We start from the raw sequence: 26,536 nt of genomic DNA, 5'->3' as shown, positions 1-26,536 counted from the left end.
TTCGACGCTGAATATTTATGATGACAGGCGTTGTGTAAATATGCATTATAGGAAAATCAAAACAGGAAATGACGAGAGTCTGCCCTTGATGACTAGGCCGTACTTACGACTTTCGGCCGTCACATCCCGACGCCTCCGAGGCTGGGAAAGGGTGAGTGACTTTCGCACGATCCTGATGATCCAGCCGGAATGATGCCCATGCGGTTGGCCACAATAGGGGTGGAAAGATGAACAAGTTTGGTCTCAGCCTGTTTTCCGGTGTTTGTGCAGCAGCCCTTGCAGTTCCCGCAATGGGCCAAGAGCCGGCCCCACAAGGGTCGAGTGCGCAGCAATCCGATGAAATCGTCGTAACGGCATTGCGCCGTTCCGAAAACCTTCAGAGTGTTCCTGTCTCGATCACAGCGCTGGGTGGAGATAAGCTGGCGAACCAGCACATTCAACAAGTGAGCGATCTAGCCGGCTCCGTTCCAAACCTTCAAGCGTCTCCTGCAGGCGGTGACGCGCTTCCCATATTCTCGCTCCGCGGCATTTCGATGTCCGACTTCAACGTCAATCAGCAAGGTCCTGTAGCGACCTATTTTGATGAAGTTTACAAAGGCAGTTTTCCTTTGCTACCTCTTGGTATGTTTGATCTCGAAAGGGTCGAAGTCTTGCGCGGTCCGCAAGGTACTCTCTACGGGAAGAACACAACGGGCGGTGCCATTAACTTCATCAGCCGCAAGCCGGGCTATGAGACCGAGGGCTATTTGAAAATCGGCTACGGTAATTACAATCGCTTTGATGCTGATGGAGCCGTGCAAGGCGCTTTGGGAAGCAAAGTTGCAGCTCGCATTGCCTTCACCTTCTCCCGCGCGAACGGATGGTATCAGAACAAGCTTGCCGGAGAGCCCGACCTTAATGCCGTGCGTCAATATGGCGTACGTGCGTCCTTTCTGGCGGAACCCAGCGACAAGCTGAGCTTCGTACTCCGATTGTCAACCAGTCTGCAAAATCCTTTCAATTACGGGATCTATGCTCGTCCTGACGCGGCAGGAGTGGGTGCGGGGGTCTACGAACTGTTTGGAGGTTCGAGCTATTTCCGGACCGGCATCGGGCGGCGGGAAATCGAAAGCAACTACGCGGAGCGCTATCGGCAGCGTACTTATGGCGCGGCTCTGACCGGGACCTGGAAACTGTCAGACAGCTTAACTATTACATCGGTGACCTCCTATGATTACGGCAAACTCTTTTTGCCGGAAGATACTGATGGAAGCCCTCTTCGGGTGCTTGAATCTGATTACAGGGGTAAAGCCAAACAGGTGTCGCAAGACTTGAGGATCGCGAGCGATTATGCCGGGCCGATAAATTTCATCCTGGGGGCATATTATAATTCTGAGACGATACGAGGTGGTACGACCTACCGATATTTCAACGATCTCGACGTGACGGGCGATGGGGCGATCGACGCGAACGACTGCCTTCAGGACTTCTTTCTCGCTTGCACTTACAACAACGATTACAAGCAGAAGAAGACGAGTTACGCCGTTTATAGCGATGTGAATTACAAAATTTCAGATCAGATCATCTTGCGCGGTGGTCTTCGCTATACCCATGATCGCGGCCGGCTCGAAGACTTTTCCGCGCAGTTGCTGTCAGCCGATGGGACGGCGCTTGCCAATACGGTGCCTGGAGATCCCACCGATCCCTTCGCAACGACAGGAACCAGGTTTCAAAAAGGTACCATCACGGGCAAAATTGGGCTTGATTTCAAAACGTCGGATAACGACCTGATCTATGCCAGCTTCAGCCGCGGCTATCGCGCTAATGCCTTCAATGCTCAGGCATTTTTCTCGCCGACCGAGTTGACGGTCGCCAAGCCTGAGACTGTGAACGCCTATGAACTCGGCTTCAAGAGTCAGTTCCTCGATCGAGCAGTGACATTGAATGGAGCGATCTTCTATTATGACTATCGCAATCAGCAAGCATTAAATGTCGATGACCTTTCTATTCAGACGCTCATCAATATCCCTAAGTCGCGGATTCTTGGGGGCGAGTTGGAACTGATCGCGCGTCCGGTCAGTTCGGTGCGCATCAATGCCGGACTAGGTTTTCTAAGTACGAAAATTCGGGAGGGCGTGCTGAGTGGTCAACCGTTGGTCGGGAACCGGCTACCAAATGCACCCAAGCTTACCGCGTCAGCAGGCGTTGATTGGGATGTTATCGATAACTCTGCCGGGAAACTGACTGCCAATGTGAACGCAAGCTATACCTCGAAACAATTTTACGATCTCTTCAATACCGATCGTATCGCGCAAAAGGGTTACGCGCTAGTCAATGGTCAGCTGTCGTATCGTTTCGCTGATGATCGTTTTGGTGTTTCCGCTTGGGGTAAAAATATCTTCAACAAATTCTATCATCGCTACGCGATCGATCTGAGTCCTAGCTTTGGCTTCGACTACATCCACCTTGGAGATCCGAGAACATTTGGGATGACGTTAGATGCCAAGTTTTAGCTGATATTTTAAATGCAAGGATAACTCACCCGGCGGGCCAACACTGTTTAAGTGATCTGATGGTCACTCGTGCTGTGGTCAGCAAATCCATATTGCACTGAAACTTTTCTAAGGATGGGATGCCGGGCGCATTGATGCTGCCGGCTCGCAGCGTCGCCGGCCGCATCCATCAACCTTAATAATCGGATGTCCATGAACGGCATGAGCTGGTGCTCCTTGCCGTGAGGAGAGCTTTGAATGTTCAGCTATGTTCCACCCGTTGAAGATTATCGCTTTTTGCTAAGTGAAGTGCTGAGCTTTGACGTCGTTATGGCTGAAATGGGGAAGGACGTCGACACCGACCTCGCCATCGCGGTGCTCGAGGAAGCGGGTAAGATGTGTGCAGAACGGTTGCACCCGCTCAATCGGCATGGCGATGAAGCGGGTAGCCGACTGATTGACGGCGAAGTTCACACCCCAGCGGGATACCCTGACGCCTGGGCGGATTTTGTAAACGCCGGTTGGCCCTCTCTGTCTGCGTCGCCGGAATACGGAGGGCAGGGACTGCCATTCGTTCTTCAGCTCTGGTTGGATGAGATGATGTCGGCGACGAATCTTTCATTCGCACTGTTTCCGGGATTAACGCGCGGTGCCTGTGAGGCAATCATGGTCCACGCTGACGAGGCGCTACGGACGACATACGTGCCGCCAATGATAAGCGGTGAATGGACCGGCGCTATGGCGCTGACCGAAAGCGGCGCGGGCACTGACCTTGCATTGCTTAAGACGAAGGCTGAGCCGCAAGGCGATGGTAGCTGGATGATCACGGGAACAAAAATTTTCATTTCTTCCGGCGACCATGATTTTGGCGGGAACGTCGTGCATTTGGTACTGGCGCGGCTGCCGGACGCCCCGGATGGGGTGAGGGGAATAAGCTTATTTCTCGTGCCTAAATATCTCCCCGATGCGGAAGGGCGCTTCACAGTCCGAAACACGATGTCGGTCGGAGCGCTGGAAAAGAAGATGGGCATCCACGCTCAACCGACCTGCGTGATGAACTATGATGGCGCCACAGGATGGCTGGTGGGCGAGGCACATAAGGGTCTTGCTGCCATGTTTACGATGATGAACGCTGAGCGGTTGATGGTGGGGATTCAGGGGCTCGGAATTGCGGGCGGCGCCTATGTCCAGGCGGCGAGCTATGCGAAAGAACGCCTGCAAGGGCGAAGCGCAGACGGAGCGCATGGGCCGGTCGCGATTATCGAGCACGCCGATGTCAGGCGAATGCTGCTCAATATACGCGCTTTTGTCGAGGCGGGGCGGGCTCTGGCCGGTTGGACCGCCTTGCAACTGGACCGGGCCCATTCCCACCCTGATGCTGCAGAGCGAGTCCGGGCGGACGCACTGGTCGCCTTGCTGACGCCGGTAGTGAAGGCGGCGTTTACCGATATGGGGTTCGAAAGCGCGGTGCAGGCGCAGCAGGTTTTTGGAGGCCACGGCTACATCCGTGAATGGGGCATGGAACAATATGTTCGCGATGCCCGCATCGCACAGATTTACGAAGGTACCAATGGCGTGCAGGCCATGGATCTGGTGGCACGCAAACTGGCGATGGCAAACGGCGCTGTTGTTGAGAGCTTTTTCGATCTGGTCTGCGGAGACTTGAATATCGGCCCCAGCACAAAAGTGGGGGAGAAAACGCGCGAAGCGCTCGCCTTACTCCGCGAAGCGACTGCGGCGCTAAGAGGCGCGGCGGTGGATGCCGCCGGAGCAGCATCCGTAGATTATCTGCGGTTGTTCGCGCTGGTGGCGATGGGCTGGATGTGGACACGTATGGCAGGTGCAGCAAGAAACGGTACGGCTCAACATCAAGCCAAGCTCGCAGTCGCTGATTTCTTCGCCGATAAAATATTGCCCCAAGCCCATAGCCTCGCTGCTGCTATCGCTGCGGGGGAGAAGTCGGTCACGGCGCTCGCCACCGACGCTTTCTGAGCCGGAGATAGATATGAAGGTTGAGATTGTGCCTCACGGCGCAACCGTGCTGTTGCGCCTGTCCAATGGACCAGTGAACGCTCTATCGGTGGGGAAGGGATTCGTCGAGGCGATCGGCGCTATGCTGCGCCTGGCTGCCAACGATCCCAATTGCCGAGCGATCATCATTGCAGGTGCCGGGACGATGTTTTGCGGGGGCGCAGATATCAGCGACTTCGACGGTGATCCGCTGCAGATTGAAGAAATGCGCGAGATGATGAACCTGATCGAAGGCAGCGACAAGCCTATCATCATGGCGATTCATGGCATGGCGCTCGGCGGAGGTCTGGAGCTAGCATTGGCAGGGCATTATCGCCTGGCGCAGAGCGGAGCCCTGTTGGGCCTGCCTGAAGTGACGCTGGGTTTGTTGCCTGGGGCGGGGGGCACCCAGCGATTGCCTCGCCTGATCGGCGCCGGTCCAGCGCTCGACATGATGTTGTCTGGTGTGCCGCTGACCGCAGAGCAAGCGCTGGAGCGTGGGTTGATCGACCGGCTGGTGGAAGGCGATGTTGTCGGAGCCGCGCTAGAATTCGCGCGTACGGCGCAACTTTCGGTGCGGCGCACAGGCGACTTGGCGGTCCCCTGCGATCTCGCCGAGGCGGTGGGGAGCCGTCGTGCCAAATTGCCTCCGACTCTTAGCCAAGCCCCAGCTTTCATAATCGATTCCGTGGCCGCTGTTTCGGACGATCTCGCTTATGGTTTGGATCGGGAAGCAGCGCTCTTCGGCGAACTGATGCTGTCACCAGCCTCTCGCAGTCTTCGACACGCTTTTCTCGGGGAGCGATCGGTTAGCCGACTTCCGGGCCTTTCAGCGGATATGCAGCCGCGCACAATTAGTGAGGTCGGAGTTGTTGGCGGCGGCCTCATGGGAACGGGCATCGCTATTTCTCTGCTCAATGCGGGTCTGTCGGTAACAATGGTTGAGCTGCGCCCCGAAGCGCTGGCCAAGGCGGAAGATACGATTCGCAAGACCCTTATGCGCGACGTTGAGAAGGGGCGCATCAGCGCCGAGGTGGCGGACGCGCAGATTGCCGCCTTCACCCCCGCGACAGCGCTTGATGCGCTTGCCGACGTCGATCTGGTGATTGAGGCCGTGTTCGAGGATATGGCGGTAAAGCAGAAGATTTTCACCAGCCTTGATGCCGTCACACGGCCCGACACGATCCTCGCCAGCAATACATCGACCCTTGACGTAGACGCCATCGCTAACCTGACGCGTGCTCCTTCGCGCGTGGTCGGCCTGCATTTCTTTTCGCCCGCCAATGTCATGCGTTTGCTGGAGGTAGTTCGCGGGCGCGAAACGGCGCCTGATGTGCTGGTGACCGGGATGGCATTGGGCAAGCGTATGAGGAAAGTCAGCGTTGTGTCGGGCGTATGCGATGGCTTCATCGGCAATCGCATGTTTGAGGAGTATCTGCGGCAGGTCTGGTTCATGCTCGAAGAAGGCGCGCTGCCGCAGCAGATCGACGCAGCTATGGAGGAGTGGGGCATGGCGATGGGGCCATGTCGTGCAATGGATTTAGCGGGACAGGATATCGGCTGGGCAATACGCAAACGGCGCGCGATAGAGCAGCCGGGTCGTTCCTATTCGGGCGTGATCGACCGGATCTGCGAGTTGGGCCGTTTTGGCCAGAAAACCGGGCAGGGCATTTATACCTATCCTGATGGTCGCACTGCGAAGGTTGATCCAGATATCACCAGACTGATCGAGGACTATTCAGATGAACTTGGCGTCACCCGCCGTTCCTTCAGCAACGAGGAGATCATCGAGCGCTGCCTCTTGGCGTTGATCAACGAGGGCGCTCGCATCGTAGGTGAAGGGATCGCCTTCCGGCCTGTCGACGTCGATATGGTCTACCTCCACGGCTACGGCTTTTCGCGTGAGCGCGGCGGGCCGATGTTCCAAGGCGATTTGATCGGTTTGCCTCAGCTGCTTGAGCGGCTGCGTAGCTATTCATCGGGACGTAACGGCTGGGTTTGGACTCCCGCGCCGCTTATTGAGCAGCTGGCCTCTGAGCAGCGCCAGTTCTCGGATCTGAACACGTAAAAGGTATCATGCATGACTAATGTATTCTTGGTGTCGGCGGCGCGCACCGCTATTGGCAGCTTCGGGGGATCGCTGAAGGATCAAAAGCCAGGTGAATTGGCCGCCCATGTTGCCAAGGCGGCGATCGAGCGCGCGCATCTGGACGCGAAACGTGTTGGCAATTTTGTGTTGGGCAATGTTGTCCATTGCGAACCGCGTGATGCTTATGCCGCACGCATCGCGGCAATTGGCGCGGGCGTTCCGCAGGAAAGCCCTGCGCTAACCGTCAATCGATTGTGCGGGTCGGGCCTGCAAGCGATCATCACCGCAGCCCAGTCGATCATGTTGGGTGATTGTGAATTTGCGATTGGTGCAGGGGCTGAGGTCATGAGCCGGGCGCCTTATTTTCTACCCGCTGCGCGTTGGGGGCAGAAAATGGGAGACACACAATTGCAAGACGGGCTGACTGGTGCGTTGACTGATCCGTTTCAAGCGATCCACATGGGCGTGACGGCGGAGAATGTCGCCGCCCGCTACGGCATTTCGCGCGAGGAGCAGGACGCACTGGCTTATGAAAGCCACAAGCGCGCCTCCAACGCCATCGCTGCGGGCTATTTTCGGAATCAGATCGCACAGGTCGAAGTAATGGTGCGGAATAAGCCGATGCTGTTTGACACTGACGAATTCGTCCGCGCCGACGCTGTTGCGGAGGATTTCGGCAAGTTGAAGCCAGTTTTCCAAAAGGACGGCACAGTCACTGCGGGCAACGCATCCGGCATCAATGATGGCGCGGCGGCGGTAGTGCTGGCGAGCGAAGCGGCGGTGGAGGCCCAGAGGCTCACGCCCCTGGCCCGGCTGGTCACATATGGCCATGCTGGTGTCGATCCCGCCTATATGGGCATCGGCCCTGTTCCCGCGACGCGCATTGCCCTAGAGAGAGCCGGGCTGACCGTTGCTGATCTTGATGTTATTGAATCTAACGAGGCATTTGCTGCTCAGGCCTGCGCCGTAACCAGGGAACTTGGCTTCGATCCCACAAAGGTCAATCCGAACGGGAGCGGTATTTCGCTTGGCCATCCTGTTGGCGCGACGGGCGCTATTATCACGACAAAGCTGGTTTATGAGCTGCAGCGCACCGGCAGCCGTTATGGCCTGGTGACGATGTGCATCGGAGGAGGACAGGGTATCGCCGCGATTTGGGAGCGGGTCTGATAGAGATCAAAGCTGAGTTGTCCGCTTGAACTGGCCAATAACCGCTGTCACGTACAAAATCAGGTGTGTTCAGCGAGTGGAGGGGCTTGATGCCCTATGAGCATCATACTTGATGGCTGCCAACCCAAACTGGAGGCCAGATTGGTCCAGTATCGGGTCATTGCTGATCATCGCCTCCATTTCGGCAGGCTCTATTTCCTCGTGGTCGCGACCAACCTCGCGATCGTGATCGGCACCGCAACAGCGATCGCAATCGGTCGGCCTACATGGTGGATCGCCATGCGGGTCATAGCGGGTATTATGTTGGCGGGCACCGGCTTCGTTGCGCAGCGTCTTCATCATCAAGAGTAAAGCTATGCCGCCGCGCTCCGGACAATCGAACAAGAAGAAGACGGCTTACTCACGCTTGCCAGCGCAGGCGGCTTCGGCGCTCGTCGACTGGTGGCCATTGCCCTCATTGCAGTTGGCCTGCTGATATCGTCCGAGGCGGTCTGTCATCTGATCTGAGTGAGCGACTGGATCGCAGGCGTCGTTTCTCCTGAGGCCGCATTGGCCGATGGAGATGTGTCATGGGACATTCAGTATATGATCCTGCTTTTGGAGAGCGCCCTGCCTGGAACGCAGGGAGGAAGGTCGGTTCGAAACGTGCCTTGAAGCCAAAGCAGATTTGGGAAATTCGCTTTTGGCTCGATAGAGAGAGGCGCCTGCGCGACCGTGCGCTGTTCGATCTGGCGATCGACAGCAAACTACGCGGCTGCGACATCGTGAAAATCAGGATTGGGGATCTGGTAAGCGGTGGCGTGATCCGCCCGCGTGCCCTCGTCATCCAGCAGAAAACTGGGCGCCCTGTGCAGTTCGAATTGACTGATACCACGAGGGCCAGCCTTTTGGGATGGCTTGAGCGCCGGTAAGCGCTAAAACACTCCCACTGGGAGGCGTTAGGCGGCCTGATCGATGACGGCGCTGGCGGCGGCGCGGCTATCTACCCAGTTGTAGGGGAGCAGATCATCGACCGGATCTGCGTCGCCGCGCAGGATAATGCGGGCGAGGACATCGGTGAGGTAAGCCTGAGGGTTGATGCCGCCGAGCTTGCAGGTTTCGATGAGGCTGGCGAAGGTCGCCCAGTTTTCAGCTCCCAGGTCATGGCCTGTGAACAGGGCATTTTTCCGCTGGAGGGTAAGCGGTCAGATTGATCGCTCGACAGTGTTGTTGTCCAGCTCGATCCGCCCATCGTCGAGGAAGCGGAGGAGGCCTTTCCAGTGGTTGAGTGTGTAGCCGATGGCCTCGGCCGTGTTGGAGCTTCGCGGCAGCTTGGGCAGCATTTCCTCAAGCCAGGGTCGCATGTCGGCGATGATCCGAGCGGATTCAGCCTGGCGGATCGCCAACCTGTGTTCGGGACTGGAACCTCGGATACGAGCCTCGATCTTGTAGAGGCTGGCGATCCGCCTTAGCGCCTCATCGGCGACAGGGGCGTTGCCGCCCTTGGCATCGTCGAAGAAGCCACGCCTGACGTGCGCCCAGCAAAAGGCAAGCGTGCCCGGGCCGCCCTTCCGGTCCGGCGCCTCGATATGCTTATAGACGCCATAGCCGTCGCATTGGACGATGCCGGTGAACTCCCCGAGCAGCTTTTCCGCCCAGACTTTTCCGCGACCGGGCATGTAGGTGTAGACGACCGCCGGTGGATCGGTGCCCCCATGCGCGCCATCATCACGAGCGAACGCCCAGAGATATCCCATCTTCACCTTGCCGGTGCCGGGCGCCAGGACCTTAGCGGTGGTCTCATCGACGAACAGCCTCGCGCCCGTCAGGAGATCAGCTTTCATCCGGCCGGTCAGGCGCCCGAGCCAGGCAGCGGCTCGGCCCGCCCAGTTGCACATGGTTCCCCGGTCGATCTCAATGCCCTGACGCCGCAGCGCCTGCGCTTGCCGATAGAAGGGCATGTGATCGGCATATTTCTTGATCAGAACATCGGCGATCAGCGCCTCGGTGGGAAGGCCGCCTGGCACCACATGCTTGGGTGCGGGCGCCTGGAACACGCCGTCGCTGCAGGCGCGGCACGCCATTTTCGGCCGGGACGTGACGATCACGCGATATTGGACCGGGATCACATCAAGCCGGCTCGATATGTCGCTGTCTATGCAGTGCAGCGTGCCTCCACAGCAGGGACATTCCTTCTCGTCTGGAAGGATCACTTCCTCAACCCGGGTCAGGTGCGCGGGCAACGACGCCCGTGCTGTCCCGCTTTCCCTCCGCGCCCGTTCCTTCTTCTGGCCTGCCGCCTGCTCGCCAAGCGCCTCCAGTTCAGCACGGGCGACGTCGAGATCATCGAAGGCAAGCGCCAACTGATCTTCGCTCAGCTTCTCGGACCGCTTCCCGAATGTCGTGCGGGTGATCTGGTCGATGATATGCTGCATCCGAGCTTCACGCTCGAGGCCGGCCAGGACCATCGCCTTGAGGGTGGCGACGTCCTCAGGAAGGTCGGCTGCCGTGGCGGACATGCCCCATTTCTGGCAGTTTTTGGGCGGTCCGCAATGGCCTATCGATCAGGGGAATCAGGCGTGCGACCTATCGCGTCGTCACCGGAACCTGGGTGCGCGGCGTGTGCATTTTCGACCATTGCAGCCCTTCGAACAAGGCCGACGCCTGCGATGCCGACAGCCGCATCACGCCATCATGCGCCCGGGGCCAATGGAAGCCTCCGGTCTGCAAGACCTTGCTCACAAGCACCAGGCCGGTGCCGTCCCAGACCAGCAGCTTAATCCTGTTCGCCCGCTTCGAGCGGAAGATGAAGACCATCCCCGAGAATGGCTTGAGTCCGAGCTCATGCTCGACCAGCGCCGCGAGCCTGACGGCACCTTTCCTGAAGTCGACCGGCTTTGTCGCCACCATCACCTTGAGCGGCCCTGGCGGGATGATCATCCCGACCGGCTCACAGCGGCGAGCACCCGGGCGATATGATCCTCGCTCGCGCCCGGCGGCACGTGGATCGCAAGGGCGGCCGTGCGGATCACGATCTCGTCGCCTCCACCATCAGCGGAACCGGTGCCGTCCGCATCTTCGATCACCGCCGGGACGAAGCCCAGCTTCTTGCTGGCCAGGCGCTTGCCCGGGATGCTGTCATGCCGCCATGCGTAGAGCTGCTGTGGCAGCAGCCCATGCGTTCGTGCAATTTCCGCGATGTTGGCGCCGGGTTCAAAACTCGACGCGATGATCCGTGCCTTGGCTTCCGCCGTCCAGCGGCGCCGCATCGGCCCTGCGGGAATGACATCCATCCGCGAGGGGCGTTGCCCCTCCTGCCTTTCGAAACCAGTTTCGAATGTTCTTACATCATCAGCCACTACGATACCCCTCAGACGAGGGGCAAAACATAGCCAGATCAGCGCTTACGAAAATGTGGGGAGGTTTTTGCGCTTACGAGCGCCGAGGTGGATCGGTCGATGATTTTGCCTTTCCAAGCCGGACAAATCATTCAAATCACCTGAGCACTCGGCAATATGCCCGGCTGGTGGACGAATGGGTAACGGAAATCGGACTACGGGCAGAGGATTATGGAACGCACTCCCTGCGCCGAACGAAGGCGTCCATTATCTATAAGGCGACCGGCAACCTCCGCGCTGTCCAGATTCTGCTCGGGCATACCAAGATCGAGAACACCGTCCGATATCTTGGAGTCGATGTAGAAGATGCCCTTACTTTAGCGGAAGGCATCGAAATTTAATTGAAGGAGCTCGGCCCGTCCGGTCGCACGAGCCGAGCCCCAATTATTACATCCTATGGGAATGATCGCTTTCAGGAAGCAGCTATCCTCACCTAAGCGACCGGGATTGGCGCAAAGCAGAAGGTCGGATTGCACATATTGGGCGTTATCGCACCTTTGCGCCGTCATTAGGGCGCGCCGAGCTGGCACATCGCAGCACGTCGTTAATTCCGCACTCGACCCTTCTTTGCCGTTCAAGGACCGATGGTGGCTTCTCAAGTGCAGAAGGGCAGCTTACGCCTGACGCCGGGACTTGATCTTACAAAGAGCCTCGTTCAGAGCGATGAACCGATGAGCTACCCCTCACAGCATTGATCATTTGCCGCCAGGCTCAGCGTGGAAGGTGGCTTTCGCCCATTAGGTGCAAGTCGACTGCGCGAGCGCATTGCCGCCCCTCTCGGATCGCCCAGACTACCAGCGACTGCCCACGGCGCATGTCTCCGCAAGCAAAGACGTCAGGCTCACTAGTCATATAATCCAGCATCGTGGCCTTTACATTGCCGCGCCCGTCCAATTCCACGCGCGACTGTTCCACCATGCCGGCCTTGCGTGGACCGACGAAACCCATGGCGAGCAGGACGAGGTCGGCCTTCAGCTCGAACTCGCTGCCGGGGATTTCTTGCATCTTGCCGTCGACCCATTCGACGCGCACGCATTCAAGCGCCTCGATCTGCCCGTTTTGGCCGATCGCACGCTTGGTGGTGACGGCCCAATCGCGCTCGCAGCCTTCCAGATGCGAGGAGGAGGTGCGCAGCTTCAGCGGCCAGTGCGGCCAGCTCAGCGATTTCTCTTCTACCGCTGGGGGCTTGGGCATGATTTCCAGCTGCGTGACCGAAGCCGCGCCTTGCCGGTTGGAGGTGCCGACGCAGTCCGACCCAGTATCGCCGCCGCCGATCACGACGACATGCTTGCCCTTGGCCGACAGGGTGCCGCGAGGAGCGGCGCGCAGTTCATCGTCGCCCGCGTTGCGCTTGTTCTGCTGCGTCAGGAATTCCATCGCGAGTCGCACGCCCGCCAATTCGCTGCCGGGAATATCCAGCGTGCGCGGATGTTCCGCGCCGCCTGCCAGCGCCACCGCATCGTAATTGCTGCGCAGAGCCTCCATCGAGATTGCGACGCCGACTTCGGTCGAGGTTTTGAACTCCACCCCTTCCGCTTCCATCTGCTGGGCGCGGCGGTTGATGAGGTGCTTTTCCATCTTGAAGTCGGGAATGCCGTAGCGCAGCAGGCCGCCGACGCGGTCATTCTTTTCGAACACCGTGACGGTATGACCGGCGCGGGCAAGCTGCTGCGCGCAGGCAAGACCTGCCGGGCCGGAGCCAACGACCGCGACCCGCTTGCCGGTTTTGCGCGCGGGCAGCTGCGGTTCGATCCAGCCTTCGCGCCAGCCGCGATCGACGATCTCGCATTCGATCGATTTGATTGTGACAGGCGTGTCGATGATATTCAGCGTGCAGCTCGCCTCGCACGGGGCGGGGCATACGCGGCCGGTGAATTCAGGGAAGTTGTTGGTGCTGTGCAGCGTCTCCAGCGCCGTTTTCCAATCATCCTCATAGACCAGATGGTTCCAGTCCGGGATGATGTTGTTCACCGGACAGCCATTATGACAAAAGGGGATGCCGCAGGCCATGCAACGCGCGGCCTGGTCGCGGATTTCTTCATTCGACAGGGGAACGACGAACTCGTTCCAATGCTTCAGACGCTCCTCGGGCGCGGTGTAGCTGCGATCCTTGCGCTCAACCTCGAGGAAACCGGTGGGCTTGCCCAAACTCTTTCTCCAACTTCTCTATTCTGTCGCGAATTGGGGGAAGCGCCGCTTCCCCTGGACGATCACTCGGCGGCTACGGGAGCCACTGCGAGGCGTTCGTCCTCCATATTTTGCAGCGCCTTGCGGTAGTCCTTCGGCATCACGCGCACGAACTTGCCCAACGTGCCCTGCCAATCGGCCAGCAGCTCAGCCGCCCGTTCCGATCCGGTATAGAGCTTGTGCCGTTCCAGCAGGACGCGCAGGCGGTCCGCATCATGGCGGAGCATGTCGCCCATGCCCCAATCATGCACGTCGACGCCGCGCTGCATCGGCCGGCCTAGGCCATCGTCATCGGATGCCGTCGGGGGGACCGGATCGACATCAACCATCGCCGCGTTGACCTTGGAGCGGAAGCTGCCATCCGGGTCATAGACATAGGCCACGCCGCCCGACATGCCGGCCGCGAAGTTGCGCCCGGTTTGTCCCAGCACCACGACCACGCCGCCGGTCATATATTCGCAGCCATGGTCGCCCACGCCCTCTACGACCGCAATCGCGCCCGAGTTGCGGACGGCGAAACGCTCGCCACCAACTCCCCGGAAGAAGGCTTCGCCCGAAATCGCGCCGTACAACACCGTGTTGCCGACGATGATGTTCTCGGTCGGAACGCGTTTTGCATTTTCCGGCGGGCGAACGATGATGCGGCCACCCGACAGTCCCTTTCCGACATAGTCATTGGCGTCGCCGGTCAGGTCGAGCGTCACGCCATGCGCCAGGAATGCGCCGAAGCTTTGGCCAGCAACGCCCTCGAACTTCACCGAAATGCTGTTGTCGGGCAGACCCACGTGGCCGTGGCGACGCGCCACTTCACCCGACAGCATTGCCCCAACGGTGCGATTCACGTTGCGGATCGGCCGTTCGATGCGGACAGGGGTGCGGCTTTCCAGCGCATCCTGCGCCGCCTTGATCAGGTCCTGATCGAGAGCGGCGTCAAGGCCATGGTCCTGCCCTTCGGTGTTGCGCAGCGTGAGGCCCTTGTCGGGCTCGACCTGGTGCAGCAGACGCGACAGGTCGACGCCCTTCGCCTTCCAGTGGCTGATCGCCTTGCGCATGTCGAGCTTGTCGACGCGACCCACCATTTCGTCGATCCTGCGGAAGCCGAGCTGGGCCATGATGCCCCGCAGCTCTTCCGCGACGAAGAAGAAATAGTTGATTACATGCTCGGGCTGGCCGGTGAAGCGCTTGCGCAGCACGGGGTCCTGCGTGGCGACGCCCACCGGGCAGGTGTTGAGATGGCATTTGCGCATCATGATGCACCCAGCCGCGATCAACGGAGCCGTGGCAAAGCCAAACTCGTCCGCGCCGAGCAGTGCGCCGATGGCGACGTCGCGGCCGGTGCGCAGGCCACCGTCGACCTGCACCGCGATGCGGGTGCGCAGGCCATTGAGCAGCAGCGTCTGCTGCGTCTCGGCAAGGCCGATTTCCCACGGGCTGCCTGCATGGGTCAGCGAGGTCAGCGGCGATGCGCCGGTGCCGCCTTCATAGCCCGAGATGGTGACATGGTCGGCCCGCGCCTTCGACACGCCGGCCGCGACCGTACCGACGCCGACTTCGGACACCAGCTTGACCGAAATGCGCGCGCCCGGATTGACGTTCTTCAGGTCGTGGATCAGCTGCGCCAGATCCTCGATAGAATAGATGTCGTGGTGCGGCGGCGGCGAAATCAGGCCGACGCCAGGGGTCGAATGGCGGGTCTTGCCGATGGTCTTGTCGACCTTGTCACCCGGCAACTGGCCGCCTTCGCCCGGCTTTGCGCCCTGCGCCATCTTGATCTGCACGTCATCGGCATTGACCAGATATTCGGTCGTGACGCCAAAGCGACCAGACGCGACCTGCTTGATCGCCGAGCGCATGGAATCGCCGTTCGGCAGCGGCTTGAAACGGATCGGATCTTCGCCGCCTTCGCCGGTGTTCGACTTGCCGCCGATCCGGTTCATGGCCATCGCCAGGGTGGTATGCGCCTCCCAGCTGATGGAGCCATAGCTCATCGCGCCGGTGGCGAAGCGCTTCACGATCTCGCTGGCGAGCTCGACTTCTTCAAGCGGGATCGCCTGGTCGGCGAACTTGAAGTCCATCAGGCCGCGAATGGTCAGCAGCCGCTCATTCTGTTCGTTGATGGACGCGGCGAACGCTTCATATTCCTTCGGATTGTTGCCGCGCACCGCGTGCTGGAGCGACGCCACGCTCTGCGGCGTCCAGGCATGTTCCTCGCCCCGGACGCGATAGGCGTAGGCGCCGCCCACATCCAGCATGTTGCGGTAGATCGGATTGTCGCCATAGGCTTCGCGATGCCGACTGACCGTTTCCTCGGCGATCTCGGACAAGCCGATGCCTTCGATCGTGGTCTGGGTGCCGGTGAAATAGCGCTCCAGGAAGGCTGAATTCAGGCCCACCGCGTCAAAGATCTGCGCGCCGCAATAGCTCTGGTAGGTCGAAATGCCCATCTTGGACATGACCTTCAATATGCCCTTGCCGATCGCCTTGATGTAGTTCTTCTGAACCTCATAAGCCGACAGCGGCAGATTCTGCTTCTGGCGGATTTGCTCCAGCGTCTCGAACGCGAGATAGGGGTTCACCGCTTCCGCGCCATAGCCTGCCAGCACGCAGAAATGATGCACTTCGCGCGCTTCCCCCGTCTCGACCACAAGCCCGGTTTGCATGCGCAGGCCCTGACGGATCAGGTGGTGGTGAACGGCGGCCGTGGCCAGTGCGGCGGGGATGCCGATACGCTCCGCCGACACATTGCGGTCGGACAGGATCAGGATGTTCTGGTCAGCCAGCACAGCCTCGGTCGCCTGCCCGCAGATGCGCTCAATCGCGCGCTCCAGCCCGGCCGCGCCGTCGGTCGCGGGCCAGCTGATGTCAATCGTCTGGGTGCGGAACGCCCCGTCCATCACCTCATGAATACCGCGAATCTTGGCGAGATCTGCGTCAGTCAGCACCGGCTGCGCGGCTTCCAGCCGCTTGTGCGTGCCGGCGTGATGGCCAAGCAGGTTCGGGCGCGGACCGATCATCGACACCAGGCTCATCACCAGTTCCTCGCGGATCGGGTCAATCGGCGGGTTGGTGACCTGGGCGAAATTCTGCTTGAAATAATCGTAGAGCAGCCGCGACTTCTGGCTCAGCACCGCGATCGGCGTGTCCACGCCCATCGACCCGATCGGGTCCTCGGCATTGCGCGCCATTGGCTCCAGGAACTTGAGCACATCTTCCTGGGTATAGCCGAACGCCTGCTGACAATCGAGGAAGGCGGCGGCGTCATTGCCGCGCGCGGGCAGCAGGTCTTCGCCCAGCGAAGCCGGCAGCTCCTCCAGCTTATACTGGGTTTCCTTCAGCCAATCCTCATAGGGATGAGCCTGCGCGAGCTGCGCCTTGATTTCCTCATCCTCGATGATGCGGCCCTGCTCCAGGTCGATGAGCAGCATCTTGCCCGGCTGCAACCGCCACTTGCGGACGATATTCTCATCCTTGAAAGGCAGCACGCCGCTTTCCGACGCCAGCACGATATGATCGTCGTCGGTCACGATGAAGCGCGCCGGGCGCAGACCGTTTCGGTCCAGCGTCGCGCCGATCTGACGGCCGTCGGTGAAGGCGATAGCGGCGGGGCCATCCCACGGCTCCATCAGCGCGGCGTAATATTCGTAGAAGGCCTTGCGCTGCGGATCCATCAGTGGATTGCCCGCCCAGGCTTCTGGGATCAGCATCATAACCGCCTGCGCCAGCGAATATCCGCCCGCGACCAGCAGTTCGAGCGCATTGTCGAGGCAGGCCGTGTCCGACTGGCCATGCGGGATCAGCGGCCACATCTTGTCGAGGTCCGCGCCCAGCAGCGGCGATTCCAGCGTGCGGCGGCGCGCGTTCATCCAATTCACATTGCCGCGAACCGTGTTGATCTCGCCATTATGCGCGATAAAGCGATAGGGGTGCGCCAGCTTCCACGAGGGGAAGGTGTTGGTCGAGAAGCGCTGGTGGACCAGCGCCAGCGCCGACTGGGTCAGCGGATTGCGCAGGTCGTCATAGAAGCTGCCGACCTGGTCGCACAGCAGCAAGCCCTTGTAGACGATGGTGCGGGTGGAGAAAGACGGCACGTAGAAGTCGGCCAGGTTCTTCAGCCCCTGCTTCTCCGCGATTTCCTTCAGCGGGTTCTGCGTCTGCTTGCGGATCGCGAGCAGCTTGCGCTCGAACGCATCTTGATCCTTCACATTCGCGCCGCGACCCACGAAGCACTGACGGATCGTCGGCATCTCGTCGAGAACGGTCTGACCCAGTCCGTCCAACGTCACGGGAACGTCACGCCAGCCAAGCAGGATCTGGCCTTCCTTGGCGATGAAGCGCTCAAGCTGATGCACGGCCGCCGCTTGGGCTTCCGCATCGCGCGGAAGGAAGCACATGGCGACGCCATAATCGCCCGGCGGCGGCAGATCGACGCCCGCGCCGGACGCCCAGTTGCGAAACAGCGAATCGGGAATCTGGATCAGGATGCCCGCCCCATCGCCCACCAACGGGTCCGCGCCTACCGCGCCGCGATGATCGATATTGTGCAGAATCTCCAGGCCACGACGAACAATATCGTTGGTTTTTAATCCTTTGATGTTCGCAATAAAGCCCACGCCACATGCGTCATGCTCATTGCCAGGATCATATAAACCTTGTTTGCCCGGGTATGCCATTCAAGTTCCGTTCTGTGCCGACGTTTCCGGGAGCCATACTTCCGCGATGGACAATTGAATACCCACCGCTCGATTCTGCGGCGAAAAAGGTTAGGTGGCGATCGCCGCGTGCTCGGAAACAGAGTAGGATCATTCCGATGGAGTACGGCAATGACTACCGTAAAGCAGTGTGAATAGCGGCCAACAGCTGCGGGCGATCCCATTGGCGCCGATCGTCGCTATTCATAAGCGAATTTAATTATCTAGTGCGTACCGGCCGCGCCGACTTATTGCACCTTATTCGAACGCCCACGTCATAAGCGACCAATAGTGATGATGTGCCATGCGAACTGGCGATCTGCATCATCTCGGTCGAGATCGCACAAGCGAGCCAGACTGCTGCCTTTAGCTAAGTTTCACGCGGGCTTGTCGAGCGATAGCAGTTAGCTCAACGACCCTTTGTTGCCATTCAGCCGCCAAATTTGCGTTCTCCCAAGCGGAAGGTCCGCTAACCCTAAGCCATAGCCAAGCGCTCGCTTGCGAAGGTCGTCCAGGCGCCCCTGCTGCGGTCCCGATCGACTGGAGGCCTCGTGGAGATGAAGGATCCACCGCTATCTCCGCCAACGAAGCAGGCACGCTCATGGAAAAGTGATAGGGCTCAAGGGATAGGTTTTCGCTGCACAGGGGCTGCCTGATATCTGATGCGGTGGCGTTCAGTGCCGTTCTCTTGCCTAAGATGATGCGGTCCGTCTAGGGTTCGACCAGGCGCGGCCGGTCGCCCCGTCCACCGGAAGGAATTCTTTTTGCTCGACGGCCCCCGCCTCGCCCCTTTATCAGGCTCGAGGCCAGACGCCCTGATCATCCTGATCCACGGCTATGGCTCCAACGGCGAAGACCTCATTTCGCTTGCGGCGATGATGCAGCCCTCCCTTCCACAGGCGGCCTTCGTGGCGCCGAACGCTCCTTTGCAAATCCCTCACATGGCAGCGGCCCATCAGTGGTGGCCGATCGAGACCTTTTCAATGGCCGAGCGCGCGGCCGGCGCCGCAGCGGCGGCGCCAACACTTGACGCCTTCATCGACGCGGAACTGGAGAAGGCAGCTCTTGCCAGCGACCGCCTCCTGCTTGTCGGCTTCAGTCAGGGAGCGATGATGGCGCTTCATGTCGGTCTGCGCAGACCTCATCCTGTTGCCGGCATCATCGGCATGTCGGGCATGCTCGTCGCACCGGAACAGCTGGAAACAGACATCCGTAGCCGCCCGCCCATTCTGCTCATCCACGGCACGGTGGACGACGTCGTCCCGTTCCGCTCGATGGAACTGGCCTCCACCGCGCTCACCGCAGCCGGCGTGGTCGTGGAAAACCACGTGTCGCCCGGCATCGGTCATAGTGTTGGACCGGACGGGCTTTCCGCCGCGACGGCTTTCGCACGTCGCGCGCTTTACTGAGGCGTGCCGGTGAAGCCTGACACACCGTCCGAGGCTACCTCTTCCATGTTCGTCTTTCTCGATTTCGAAGCGTCGTCTCTCGCCAAACTCAGCTACCCGATCGAGGTCGCCTGGGTATTTGACAACGGAACCAGCGAAAGCCACCTGATCCGCCCGGCCGCGCAGTGGACCGACTGGGACGAGGAGGCGGAGGCCGTGCACCATATCCCGCGCGAAACGCTGGAAACCGAGGGCGCCCCGCATGACGAGGTCGCACGGCGCATGGTCGACCAGCTTTCCGGCCACGTCCTGTTCGCCAGCGCGCCGTCATGGGACGGAAAATGGCTAAGCGCGCTACTGCGTGCGGCCAAGCTGCCGCGCCATGCGCTACGCATCCGCGACACAGAGGAGGCCCGCGCAGAGGTCGCGAGAAGGATCCTTACCCGAGTGTTTCCACCCGAACGCCTGCACATAGAGATCGATGACCTGCTCACGCTCATCAAGGTACGACGCAAGGAAGGCCAGCCTGCGCACCGGGCGCTCGCCGATGCGCAGGACGAGCATCAGCATTGGATGGAGGTCGTGGCCGAGGCGGAGGCGGTTGCATGGAACGCTGTGCGTAGCTGATCACACCCGCGTTACGCCGGGCGCTGGCTGACGAGCGTATGATGACCCGCGCAGTCGCGCCTTGACGTAGGCTTCGACCCTTTGGCGCCATTCAGCGCCCGACTTTCGATCTCCAGCACCGGCCCGTCTGCTATTTTTGCGACTGTCGGCCACATTCGGTCGTCGAAATTGCTTCGAGGAATGTCGGGTCTCGACGAAAACTGTCGATCAGCCTGCGCGGTCGTCGCGGTGTGACGATGAGCTGCCACATATCGGACCGGACGGACGTCACGATTGCCTAGAACATCGCGTTAGGCTGCATCACAGCGGATCCTGTCCCTAAGCGGAGATGATCGTGCCGTGACTGTACCCTATAAAGTATCCGATCCTGGCCAGGGGTCGGGATCAAACATCTCAGTGCGCGGAGGTGCCCTCAAGCGGTTTGTAGTGCCTTAGCGCCACAAAGACGGTGATGCCTACCAACCCGAAGGCGAGCGCACCGGTCAAGAGAACGGCGGAGTGGGCGCTGGAGAATGCCGCGCTGATCGCCCCTTTTAGCACATTGTCGTCCAGTCCAATCCTTCGAGCCGCGGCGATCGTCTCTCCTACCGAGTGGGCCGCGCTGGATGGCAGATGTCCGACGAGGTGCTCGGGCAATCGGAGCGAATTCGCGTAACTGGAAGACAGCAGCACGCCGAAAAGCGTGATGCCCAGACCAGCGCCGAGCTCGTAGCCGGTGCCTTCAAGAGAACCTGCGACGCCAGCTTTCTCAGGCCTCACGCTGCTCATTATGGCCAAGCTAGATGCCGTAAGGCCTATTCCCAAGGCCAGACCGAGGAAGAACAACAGCGCAGCCACCCCAACTCCCGCGGCGGCGAAGTCGCTTACTCCGAGCCCTCCGAGACTTATGGCGGAAATAAACAGAGAGAACGCCGCCACCTGGCGCAGGCCGAAGATGCCGACCAGATACCCGACGACCGGACCGCCAATAGCCGAGGCGAGGATCAGCGGCAGCAGAAACAGTCCGGCCTGCAGCGGCGTAAGGCCAACTATGAACTGCAGTTCCTGCGCGATTGTCATTTCGATGCCGGCAAGCGATCCGGACACGACCATTGCAGTAACCACCCCCATACTGACTGCGGGAGTGGAGAAAAGCTGCAGATCCAGCATGGGATTGCGGCTGCACAGTTGCAGGCGCACGAACCAGCCCAGAAGGCCAAGTCCCATTCCTGCAGCCAGCCAACTCAGACCTGGGCGGCTGTCCACGTTGAAGCCTGACTTGATCGCAAAGATCGCGCTGATAAGTCCGAGAAGGAAAACCAGCGCCTGCCCTAGCTGCCACTTCCCCTGAACTTCCAGTGTGTGGCTGGGCAGGGTGACGTAGGCTAGCAACCATACCGCAAGTATGACGGGAACGTTGCTCAGGAAAACTGCTCCCCACCAGAAATGCTCAAGCAGCAGACCGCCAGCAAGAGGACCGACAGCGGCACCGGCAGACGCCACGGTGCTCCAGAGACCCAGTCCGAGTCCCATTTCCTGGGGATCGTCGAAAGTCTGCCGGATGATCGCGAGCACGTTGGGCAGCACCATTGCGCCGCCGACTGCCAACAATGCACGCGCGCCGATCAAGACCTCTGCAATCGAAGCGCAGGCCGCGATCACGGATGCCACGAGAAACACGGCCAAACCGCTCAGCAATAGGCGACGATGTCCAACGCGGTCGGCCAGAGCGCCCATCGGCACAAGAAGTCCCGCCATGATCAGCGGATATATATCAATGATCCACAAAATCTGACTGCCGCTGGCATTAAGCGCCAGCGTCATCGGTGGAACCGCGATGTGCAGGATCGTCATGTTTATGGCTATCGGAACGAAAGCCAACAGAACGGCTGCAAGGATGAGCCAGCGGCTGGATTGAGTAGTCATGGCGTTGACGATGCACCTAATTCACTTGGAGGTCCTGGGAAGGTGACTTCATCTGATAATCCGGATCGTCACCGCCTCGGCAAGTAATCAACGACACCTTCGCAATATAGCGGGCGTTTGTCGCAGCGTAGATAAAGTCTGGTAAAGGAAGACACTTCACCGAAGGCAGACATTCGCCATATTTGTGCGACGAGTTTCTTCGTATCTCCGCGATCTCTTGCATGTCGTTCCGCACAGATGCGATAGCCATTCGATCATCCGAACGATGTTCGAATGTTGCACGCCTACACAATCGAAGCATTCTGTCGTAATCTGTCATCTCTTCCGTCCCATCGTGGGTGGCGGCGACTAGGGCTGTGCATGTTATAGGTTTACGAACTACGCAGTCGGACGGAGATTCAGTTATGAACTGGATCGCCAGAGGCTACGGCTCACGAGCGACATCGTTGATCTCAAAGAAATCAGGCGCATTGAGCATCTCGCCATTGGCGAAGCGACCGGCGCTCGGATGCGTCACTAGCCATGTGATTGTCTGCGCAGTTTCCTCGGGGCGGCGAGCAGGATGTCCTTCACCGATCGTGGCGGCTGCTTCACTGCCCCAGCGCGCCTCCATGCTGTCGGTGAAGGTGAATTGCGGCTCGACAAGAAAGGCGAAAATTCCGTCTGGCCCGTGCTCGTAATTTATAAAGCCGGGAATGCGGTTCAGTGCCGCCTTGCTCGCGCTGTAGAGCAATCCTGCGCCAACCGGGGGCGGCATCACCGCGGCGCCGCTGGTGACGAAGACGATGCGGCCACCGCCATTGCGCGCCATGTGCACGATTGCCTGCCGGCTGATATACATTTGATTGACGACGCTGCCGGTAAAATTATCCTCTGCCTGCTGCATCGTAAAGTCGGCAAGCCGGTCCATGATGCCCGGCCCTTGATAAATCGCGTTGTTAACGAGCACATCAAGACGCCCAAACTGTGCGATTGTCGCGTCAAGCGCAGCATCGATTGAGGAGCGATCAAGCAAGTCGAGCTTGACGCCAAGCGCCACACCTCCTGCGGCTTCAATCGCTGCAACGGTCTCCTCAATGCTGCCTGGAACGAACTCGCCATCGCCGACCGACCCCTGCCCCGCTTGCAGAGTGCGGCCGGTCACAACGACGGAGAATCCCTGAGCGGCCAATGCCAGCGCAGTGACCTTACCGATGCCCCGCGTGGCTCCTGTAACCAGTGCGACCTTTTTCATCGATTCTCCTGTATCTACGGTGTGTTTGGCATCGCGTGAGCCAACAATTTTCAAAAATGTGCGCTCATGCGTCCGGCAACTCAGGTGCCCAGGCGACGCCGTTGATATGGCCCCCGCCATCGACGAACAGCGTGTTCCCAGTGAGGTACCGAGCATCTTCGCTGGCTAGGAACAGGGCAACGCCGCCAATATCGGCTTCTGGATCGCCCATGCGGCCCATGGGATTGGCAGCGGCCGCAGATGATGCGGCGGCAGGTTGCAATTGCTCGAACTCGCGGAATGACGCCGAAGCTGCTGCAGGGCAGATGATGTTCGCGCAAATACCGAAGACTGCCCATTCACGCGCCACTGTTCGCGTCAGCGTCCGAAGCGCTTCCTTTCCCACATTGTAGTCAACCGTGCCGACATGCGCGTTGACGCCATTGAGCGAGCATATGTTGATGATCCGGCCCCAGCCTTTGGCCTTCATATGCGGAAAGGCTCTATCCATCGCCCATTTCGGGCCAAAAAGGTTGATCGCGAAAGATCCATGAAAATGGATGTCGGACATTGCTTCCGCGCGCGAGAATGTCCCACCACTATAGGCATTGTTCACCAGAATATCGACGCTGCCAAAGCGGCTGACAGCGGCGTCGACCGCCGCTTCCATCTGGCTGCGATCTGTGACGTCGGTGCGGATGAAATCAGCTCGGCCTCCGCCCGCGCGAATGGCCGCAGCTGCAGCCTCGCCCTTCTCTTCGCTGAACTCCGCGATGATCACCGATGCGCCGGCACGGGCGAGGCGCTTTGCAATACCCAGTCCGATACCATCTCCCCCGCCGGTAACGATTGCTGCTCTGCCTTCAAGTCGTACATCCACCATCAATCTGTCTCCATAGTAAAGGCGTGGCGATCTCCCCGTTGCATCCGCAGCAACGCACATTCCGCAGCAACTTGGCGCAAGGTGTAAATTCTCCCATCGGGAGGATCTAAATCAGCGCCAGACTGGCTTGCAGGTTCAACCAATCAAGGTGAACGCTTATGTTTAAAGCGTGCGTGCAGGCCCCGCCGTTTATCGAATGTGGTGAAGGTCCGCCGCTGCGCATGCTAACGATGGCACAACTGCCCGCCCGATTATTTGGTGGACTGCTGCGCACGGTATTCAGCTAGGTTCAGCAACGGCATCCGTCTGCGCCATTTCCGGGATTTCGCGAGGCCAGCGGCCAAGTGCAACCTCGGGCGGCACGATATCGCTAAACTGGTCCCTTTTCCGAGGGTCCGTGTAAAAACCCAGAGAGTAGTTCCCGAAGGAATATCCTAATAGATCCGTCAGTTCTTGGTCGAAATCTTTCGCAATTTCGGGCGGACACGAGAGATACTGATTTTCCTCTTGCCGCAACCAGCCGAGCGTATAAGTAACGTTCAACGCCTTTCGAGGGCCCTTGCTGCGATTTTCACCGCCGCCATGGATGACGGTGCCGTTATACAGCAGGACCGACCCCGCCTTCATCACGGCCGGGATTGCCTCGTCGCGGCGAGCCTGACGGCTGAAAGGCCATTTATGGCTTCCCGGCACGATGTTGGTGGCGCCATTTTCAGCAGTGAAATCTTCTACCGCCCAAATTCCATTGCATTGCGGCTCGATACCTTCTGGAATCACACCGCCGCTGTCGTCGCCGCCCCATACAAAGCGGTCGCGGTGAAGTGGCTGCGCGCCCTGCCCGGGCATGATAGTGATGAGCTGCGTGATGTTCAGTTGTATCTTTGAGCAGTATGGACGAAGTGTGGCGTTCGCCGCACTTACGATCATGGAATTGACGGCGATCTTGCGGACCGATGCACAGCGCGCAATCAAGCCGCCCGTTCGCTTGGTTTTGCGGCCCGACCAGTCGTCCATGCCGTCAGCCGTCTGCTCGATCCAGGGTGCCGTCTCTTCCTGCAATTCCTTCAGATCTTCAGGAGAAAGCACATCGCGGATGATGCAGGCGCCGTCCCGCTCCATTGCGGCGACTATTTCTTCGACGGTGCAATCGCGATCCAAGGTTTGAAGGCCCATGACATTCCTTTCTGGCGCAGTCGCCCACCTGGCGACCAGCTATCGATGACAATCCTGACCCTTCTTATCGCCAATAGATGACGGTCGTCAACATTCTAAATTGGTGCAGGAAAGAGGGGCGCGCTATCCACCTGGCGCGCTATTATTCTCACAAAAGAGAAACGGAAATGCGAAACCGTTGACGATCGTCAACTTATGGTCCAGCTTTATCGTCGCCAGCTGATCGACTCGGGCTTGCTGCTACTTTGCCATGCGCGCTGGGACGATCGCCGCGTCATCTAATCGAGGAGGGACCGATGACCACTGATCTTGCCGACCAATTCCGCCCCGTTGCGCCGCCTTACGTCATTGAAAACGCCTATACCGACGATCAGTATGATCGCCTTATCCAGGTCGTGCGTGACCATGGGCCTTGGCCGCTCATCCTTGCTGAAAACTTCAAGTCTCCCGAAGAAGTGATCGCGACGACTGGCGGCGTTATCCCTGAAGGCGTGACGCTGACCTGGGACATGATCCTAAATGGAACATTCAGGGGATATTTTGCGCGGGGGGGCGTCTGCTTTTATCCTGAAATCGAAGATTGCTATTATAATTCCAAGTTTCTCGACATGGTGCGCAAATATTGGGGGGCGCAATATGCGGAACCCGAAACCTTCTTGTTCAACCTGCAAGGTCCGACGCCGATCGGCGGCCCGCCGCATCTCGACGGCACCGTTTTCCGCGGCATGACGATGGAAAATACGCCCCTTTGGCTGCTGCTCATCATGGCCAAGTCAGGGCTGTTCCGCCGTTGGCAGAGCAAAAAGGCTCAGGTTACCGGCTGGTATTATAAGGGCAAGATTGGGGGCGGGTTCAACTATTGGCCGGACGGTCCGCGGGGCGAGCCCCGGCAGGTTACCGCGCCGATGTGGGGCCGCGCCGTTGTCGCTGAAAACGAGATGATGTTCCACCATGCTCAGGCGACTGGCCCTGTGAATATGCGCCGTCCCACAGGCCTCGACATTTCCAGCAAGATCGGCGTCGACCCGACGGTTGAAGGCGGTTGGCGGATCGAAACCTTTGGCGAGGTTACGCAGCAGATCCCGCCGCAGGAAATCCGCTTGCTCGTCCACTGGGGCGCGCGCGTATTCATGGACATGGCGGATCTGAAGCGGACGTTCGACCATACCGACGACATCACGCACGAGCAGGCGCTGAACATGCTGCTGGATGACCTGCGCAAGCGGAGGGTGCCGTTCAAAATGCCGACCGACCCCATGAACGATCGGGCGTTCATCGGCATGCTCAGCCAGGCTTATGCGGTCAACGGGCCGACCAATGTCCCGGCTGATGTAAATGAAGTTCTGGCCGCCTGA

General features: G+C 59.5%; 16 protein-coding genes and 3 pseudogenes. 10 read left to right on the top strand and 9 right to left on the bottom strand.

From position 1 onward, the window contains the following. Nucleotides 1–227: 227 nt before the first annotated feature. From EP837_RS14120 to EP837_RS14095, 6 genes and pseudogenes are all read left to right on the top strand, one after another. A complete protein-coding gene (locus tag EP837_RS14120) occupies nt 228–2,492 on the top strand; it encodes a TonB-dependent receptor (protein ID WP_066529919.1) in 2,265 nt (754 codons plus the stop codon). A 237-nt stretch (nt 2,493–2,729) separates the two neighbouring features. Continuing rightward, nucleotides 2,730–4,463 (top strand): acyl-CoA dehydrogenase, encoded by a 1,734-nt coding sequence (locus EP837_RS14115; RefSeq protein WP_066529916.1) that lies wholly within the window; start codon nt 2,730–2,732, stop codon nt 4,461–4,463. Between the two features lie 13 nt (nt 4,464–4,476). Further along, nucleotides 4,477–6,549: a 3-hydroxyacyl-CoA dehydrogenase NAD-binding domain-containing protein gene (locus EP837_RS14110; protein ID WP_066529914.1), complete on the top strand. Its 2,073-nt coding sequence runs from the start codon at nt 4,477–4,479 to the stop codon at nt 6,547–6,549. Between the two features lie 12 nt (nt 6,550–6,561). Beyond that, nucleotides 6,562–7,740, top strand: a complete 1,179-nt coding sequence (locus tag EP837_RS14105) for an acetyl-CoA C-acyltransferase family protein (RefSeq protein ID WP_066529913.1) — start codon at nt 6,562–6,564, stop codon at nt 7,738–7,740. Nucleotides 7,741–7,836: 96 nt separating this feature from the next. Further along, the gene (locus tag EP837_RS14100; RefSeq protein WP_066529910.1) at nt 7,837–8,091 is read left to right on the top strand and encodes a hypothetical protein; all 255 of its coding nucleotides are present in this window, start codon (nt 7,837–7,839) and stop codon (nt 8,089–8,091) included. Nucleotides 8,092–8,309: 218 nt separating this feature from the next. Next, nucleotides 8,310–8,648: pseudogene (locus EP837_RS14095) on the top strand (integrase); the annotation flags it as partial. A gap of 30 nt (nt 8,649–8,678) precedes the next feature. Here the strand turns inward: EP837_RS14095 and tnpC are convergent. The 3 genes and pseudogenes from tnpC to EP837_RS14080 form a co-directional block, all read right to left on the bottom strand. After that, nucleotides 8,679–10,238, bottom strand: a pseudogene (tnpC, locus tag EP837_RS14090) (IS66 family transposase). A 67-nt stretch (nt 10,239–10,305) separates the two neighbouring features. Next, nucleotides 10,306–10,659, bottom strand: coding sequence for an IS66 family insertion sequence element accessory protein TnpB (gene tnpB, locus EP837_RS14085; RefSeq protein ID WP_066529904.1), 354 nt, complete (start codon nt 10,657–10,659; stop codon nt 10,306–10,308). Beyond that, nucleotides 10,656–11,078: a transposase gene (locus EP837_RS14080; RefSeq protein WP_225870650.1), complete on the bottom strand. Its 423-nt coding sequence runs from the start codon at nt 11,076–11,078 to the stop codon at nt 10,656–10,658. Before EP837_RS14080 ends, tnpB begins: the two co-directional genes overlap by 4 nt. Nucleotides 11,079–11,155: 77 nt before the next feature. On the opposite strand from EP837_RS14080, the pseudogene EP837_RS14075 reads away from it, so the two are divergent. Beyond that, a pseudogene (locus tag EP837_RS14075) lies at nt 11,156–11,458 on the top strand (tyrosine-type recombinase/integrase); the annotation flags it as partial. Nucleotides 11,459–11,828: 370 nt separating this feature from the next. Here EP837_RS14075 and EP837_RS14070 read toward each other — a convergent pair. Together EP837_RS14070 and gltB are read right to left on the bottom strand one after the other, a co-directional pair. Continuing rightward, nucleotides 11,829–13,265 carry a glutamate synthase subunit beta gene (locus EP837_RS14070; RefSeq protein ID WP_066529894.1) on the bottom strand — a complete coding sequence of 479 codons (1,437 nt, stop codon included), beginning with the start codon at nt 13,263–13,265 and terminating at the stop codon, nt 11,829–11,831. A 62-nt stretch (nt 13,266–13,327) separates the two neighbouring features. Then, entirely contained in the window at nt 13,328–17,974 is a 4,647-nt protein-coding gene (gltB, locus tag EP837_RS14065) for a glutamate synthase large subunit (protein WP_066529891.1), read from the bottom strand. 782 nt (nt 17,975–18,756) lie between these two features. Between gltB and EP837_RS14060 the strand changes: the two genes are divergently transcribed. Both EP837_RS14060 and EP837_RS14055 read left to right on the top strand, forming a co-directional pair. Continuing rightward, on the top strand, nt 18,757–19,401 hold the full coding sequence (locus EP837_RS14060) for an alpha/beta hydrolase (RefSeq protein ID WP_066529889.1): 645 nt from the start codon (nt 18,757–18,759) through the stop codon (nt 19,399–19,401). Nucleotides 19,402–19,446: 45 nt separating this feature from the next. Further along, nucleotides 19,447–20,007 carry a 3'-5' exonuclease gene (locus tag EP837_RS14055; RefSeq protein ID WP_066529886.1) on the top strand — a complete coding sequence of 187 codons (561 nt, stop codon included), beginning with the start codon at nt 19,447–19,449 and terminating at the stop codon, nt 20,005–20,007. A 393-nt stretch (nt 20,008–20,400) separates the two neighbouring features. Here the strand turns inward: EP837_RS14055 and EP837_RS14050 are convergent, their stop codons facing one another. The 4 genes from EP837_RS14050 to EP837_RS14035 all read right to left on the bottom strand — a co-directional run bounded on the left by EP837_RS14050 (nt 20,401) and on the right by EP837_RS14035 (nt 25,181). Further along, complete coding sequence (locus tag EP837_RS14050; RefSeq protein WP_066529885.1) at nt 20,401–21,912, bottom strand: MFS transporter; 1,512 nt, start codon at nt 21,910–21,912, stop codon at nt 20,401–20,403. 424 nt (nt 21,913–22,336) lie between these two features. Further along, complete coding sequence (locus EP837_RS14045) at nt 22,337–23,146, bottom strand: SDR family NAD(P)-dependent oxidoreductase (RefSeq protein WP_066529882.1); 810 nt, start codon at nt 23,144–23,146, stop codon at nt 22,337–22,339. Between the two features lie 64 nt (nt 23,147–23,210). Further along, complete coding sequence (locus EP837_RS14040; protein WP_066529880.1) at nt 23,211–24,008, bottom strand: SDR family NAD(P)-dependent oxidoreductase; 798 nt, start codon at nt 24,006–24,008, stop codon at nt 23,211–23,213. 279 nt (nt 24,009–24,287) lie between these two features. Then, nucleotides 24,288–25,181 (bottom strand): phytanoyl-CoA dioxygenase family protein, encoded by an 894-nt coding sequence (locus EP837_RS14035; RefSeq protein ID WP_066529878.1) that lies wholly within the window; start codon nt 25,179–25,181, stop codon nt 24,288–24,290. A gap of 296 nt (nt 25,182–25,477) precedes the next feature. On the opposite strand from EP837_RS14035, the gene EP837_RS14030 reads away from it, so the two are divergent. Further along, nucleotides 25,478–26,536, top strand: a complete 1,059-nt coding sequence (locus EP837_RS14030; RefSeq protein ID WP_066529876.1) for a hypothetical protein — start codon at nt 25,478–25,480, stop codon at nt 26,534–26,536.

Source organism: Sphingobium sp. EP60837 (genome assembly GCF_001658005.1).
GTDB lineage: Bacteria > Pseudomonadota > Alphaproteobacteria > Sphingomonadales > Sphingomonadaceae > Sphingobium > Sphingobium tyrosinilyticum.
The sequence above is the reverse complement of the archived record's forward strand: the minus strand, read 5'-3'. Positions and strand labels throughout refer to the sequence as shown.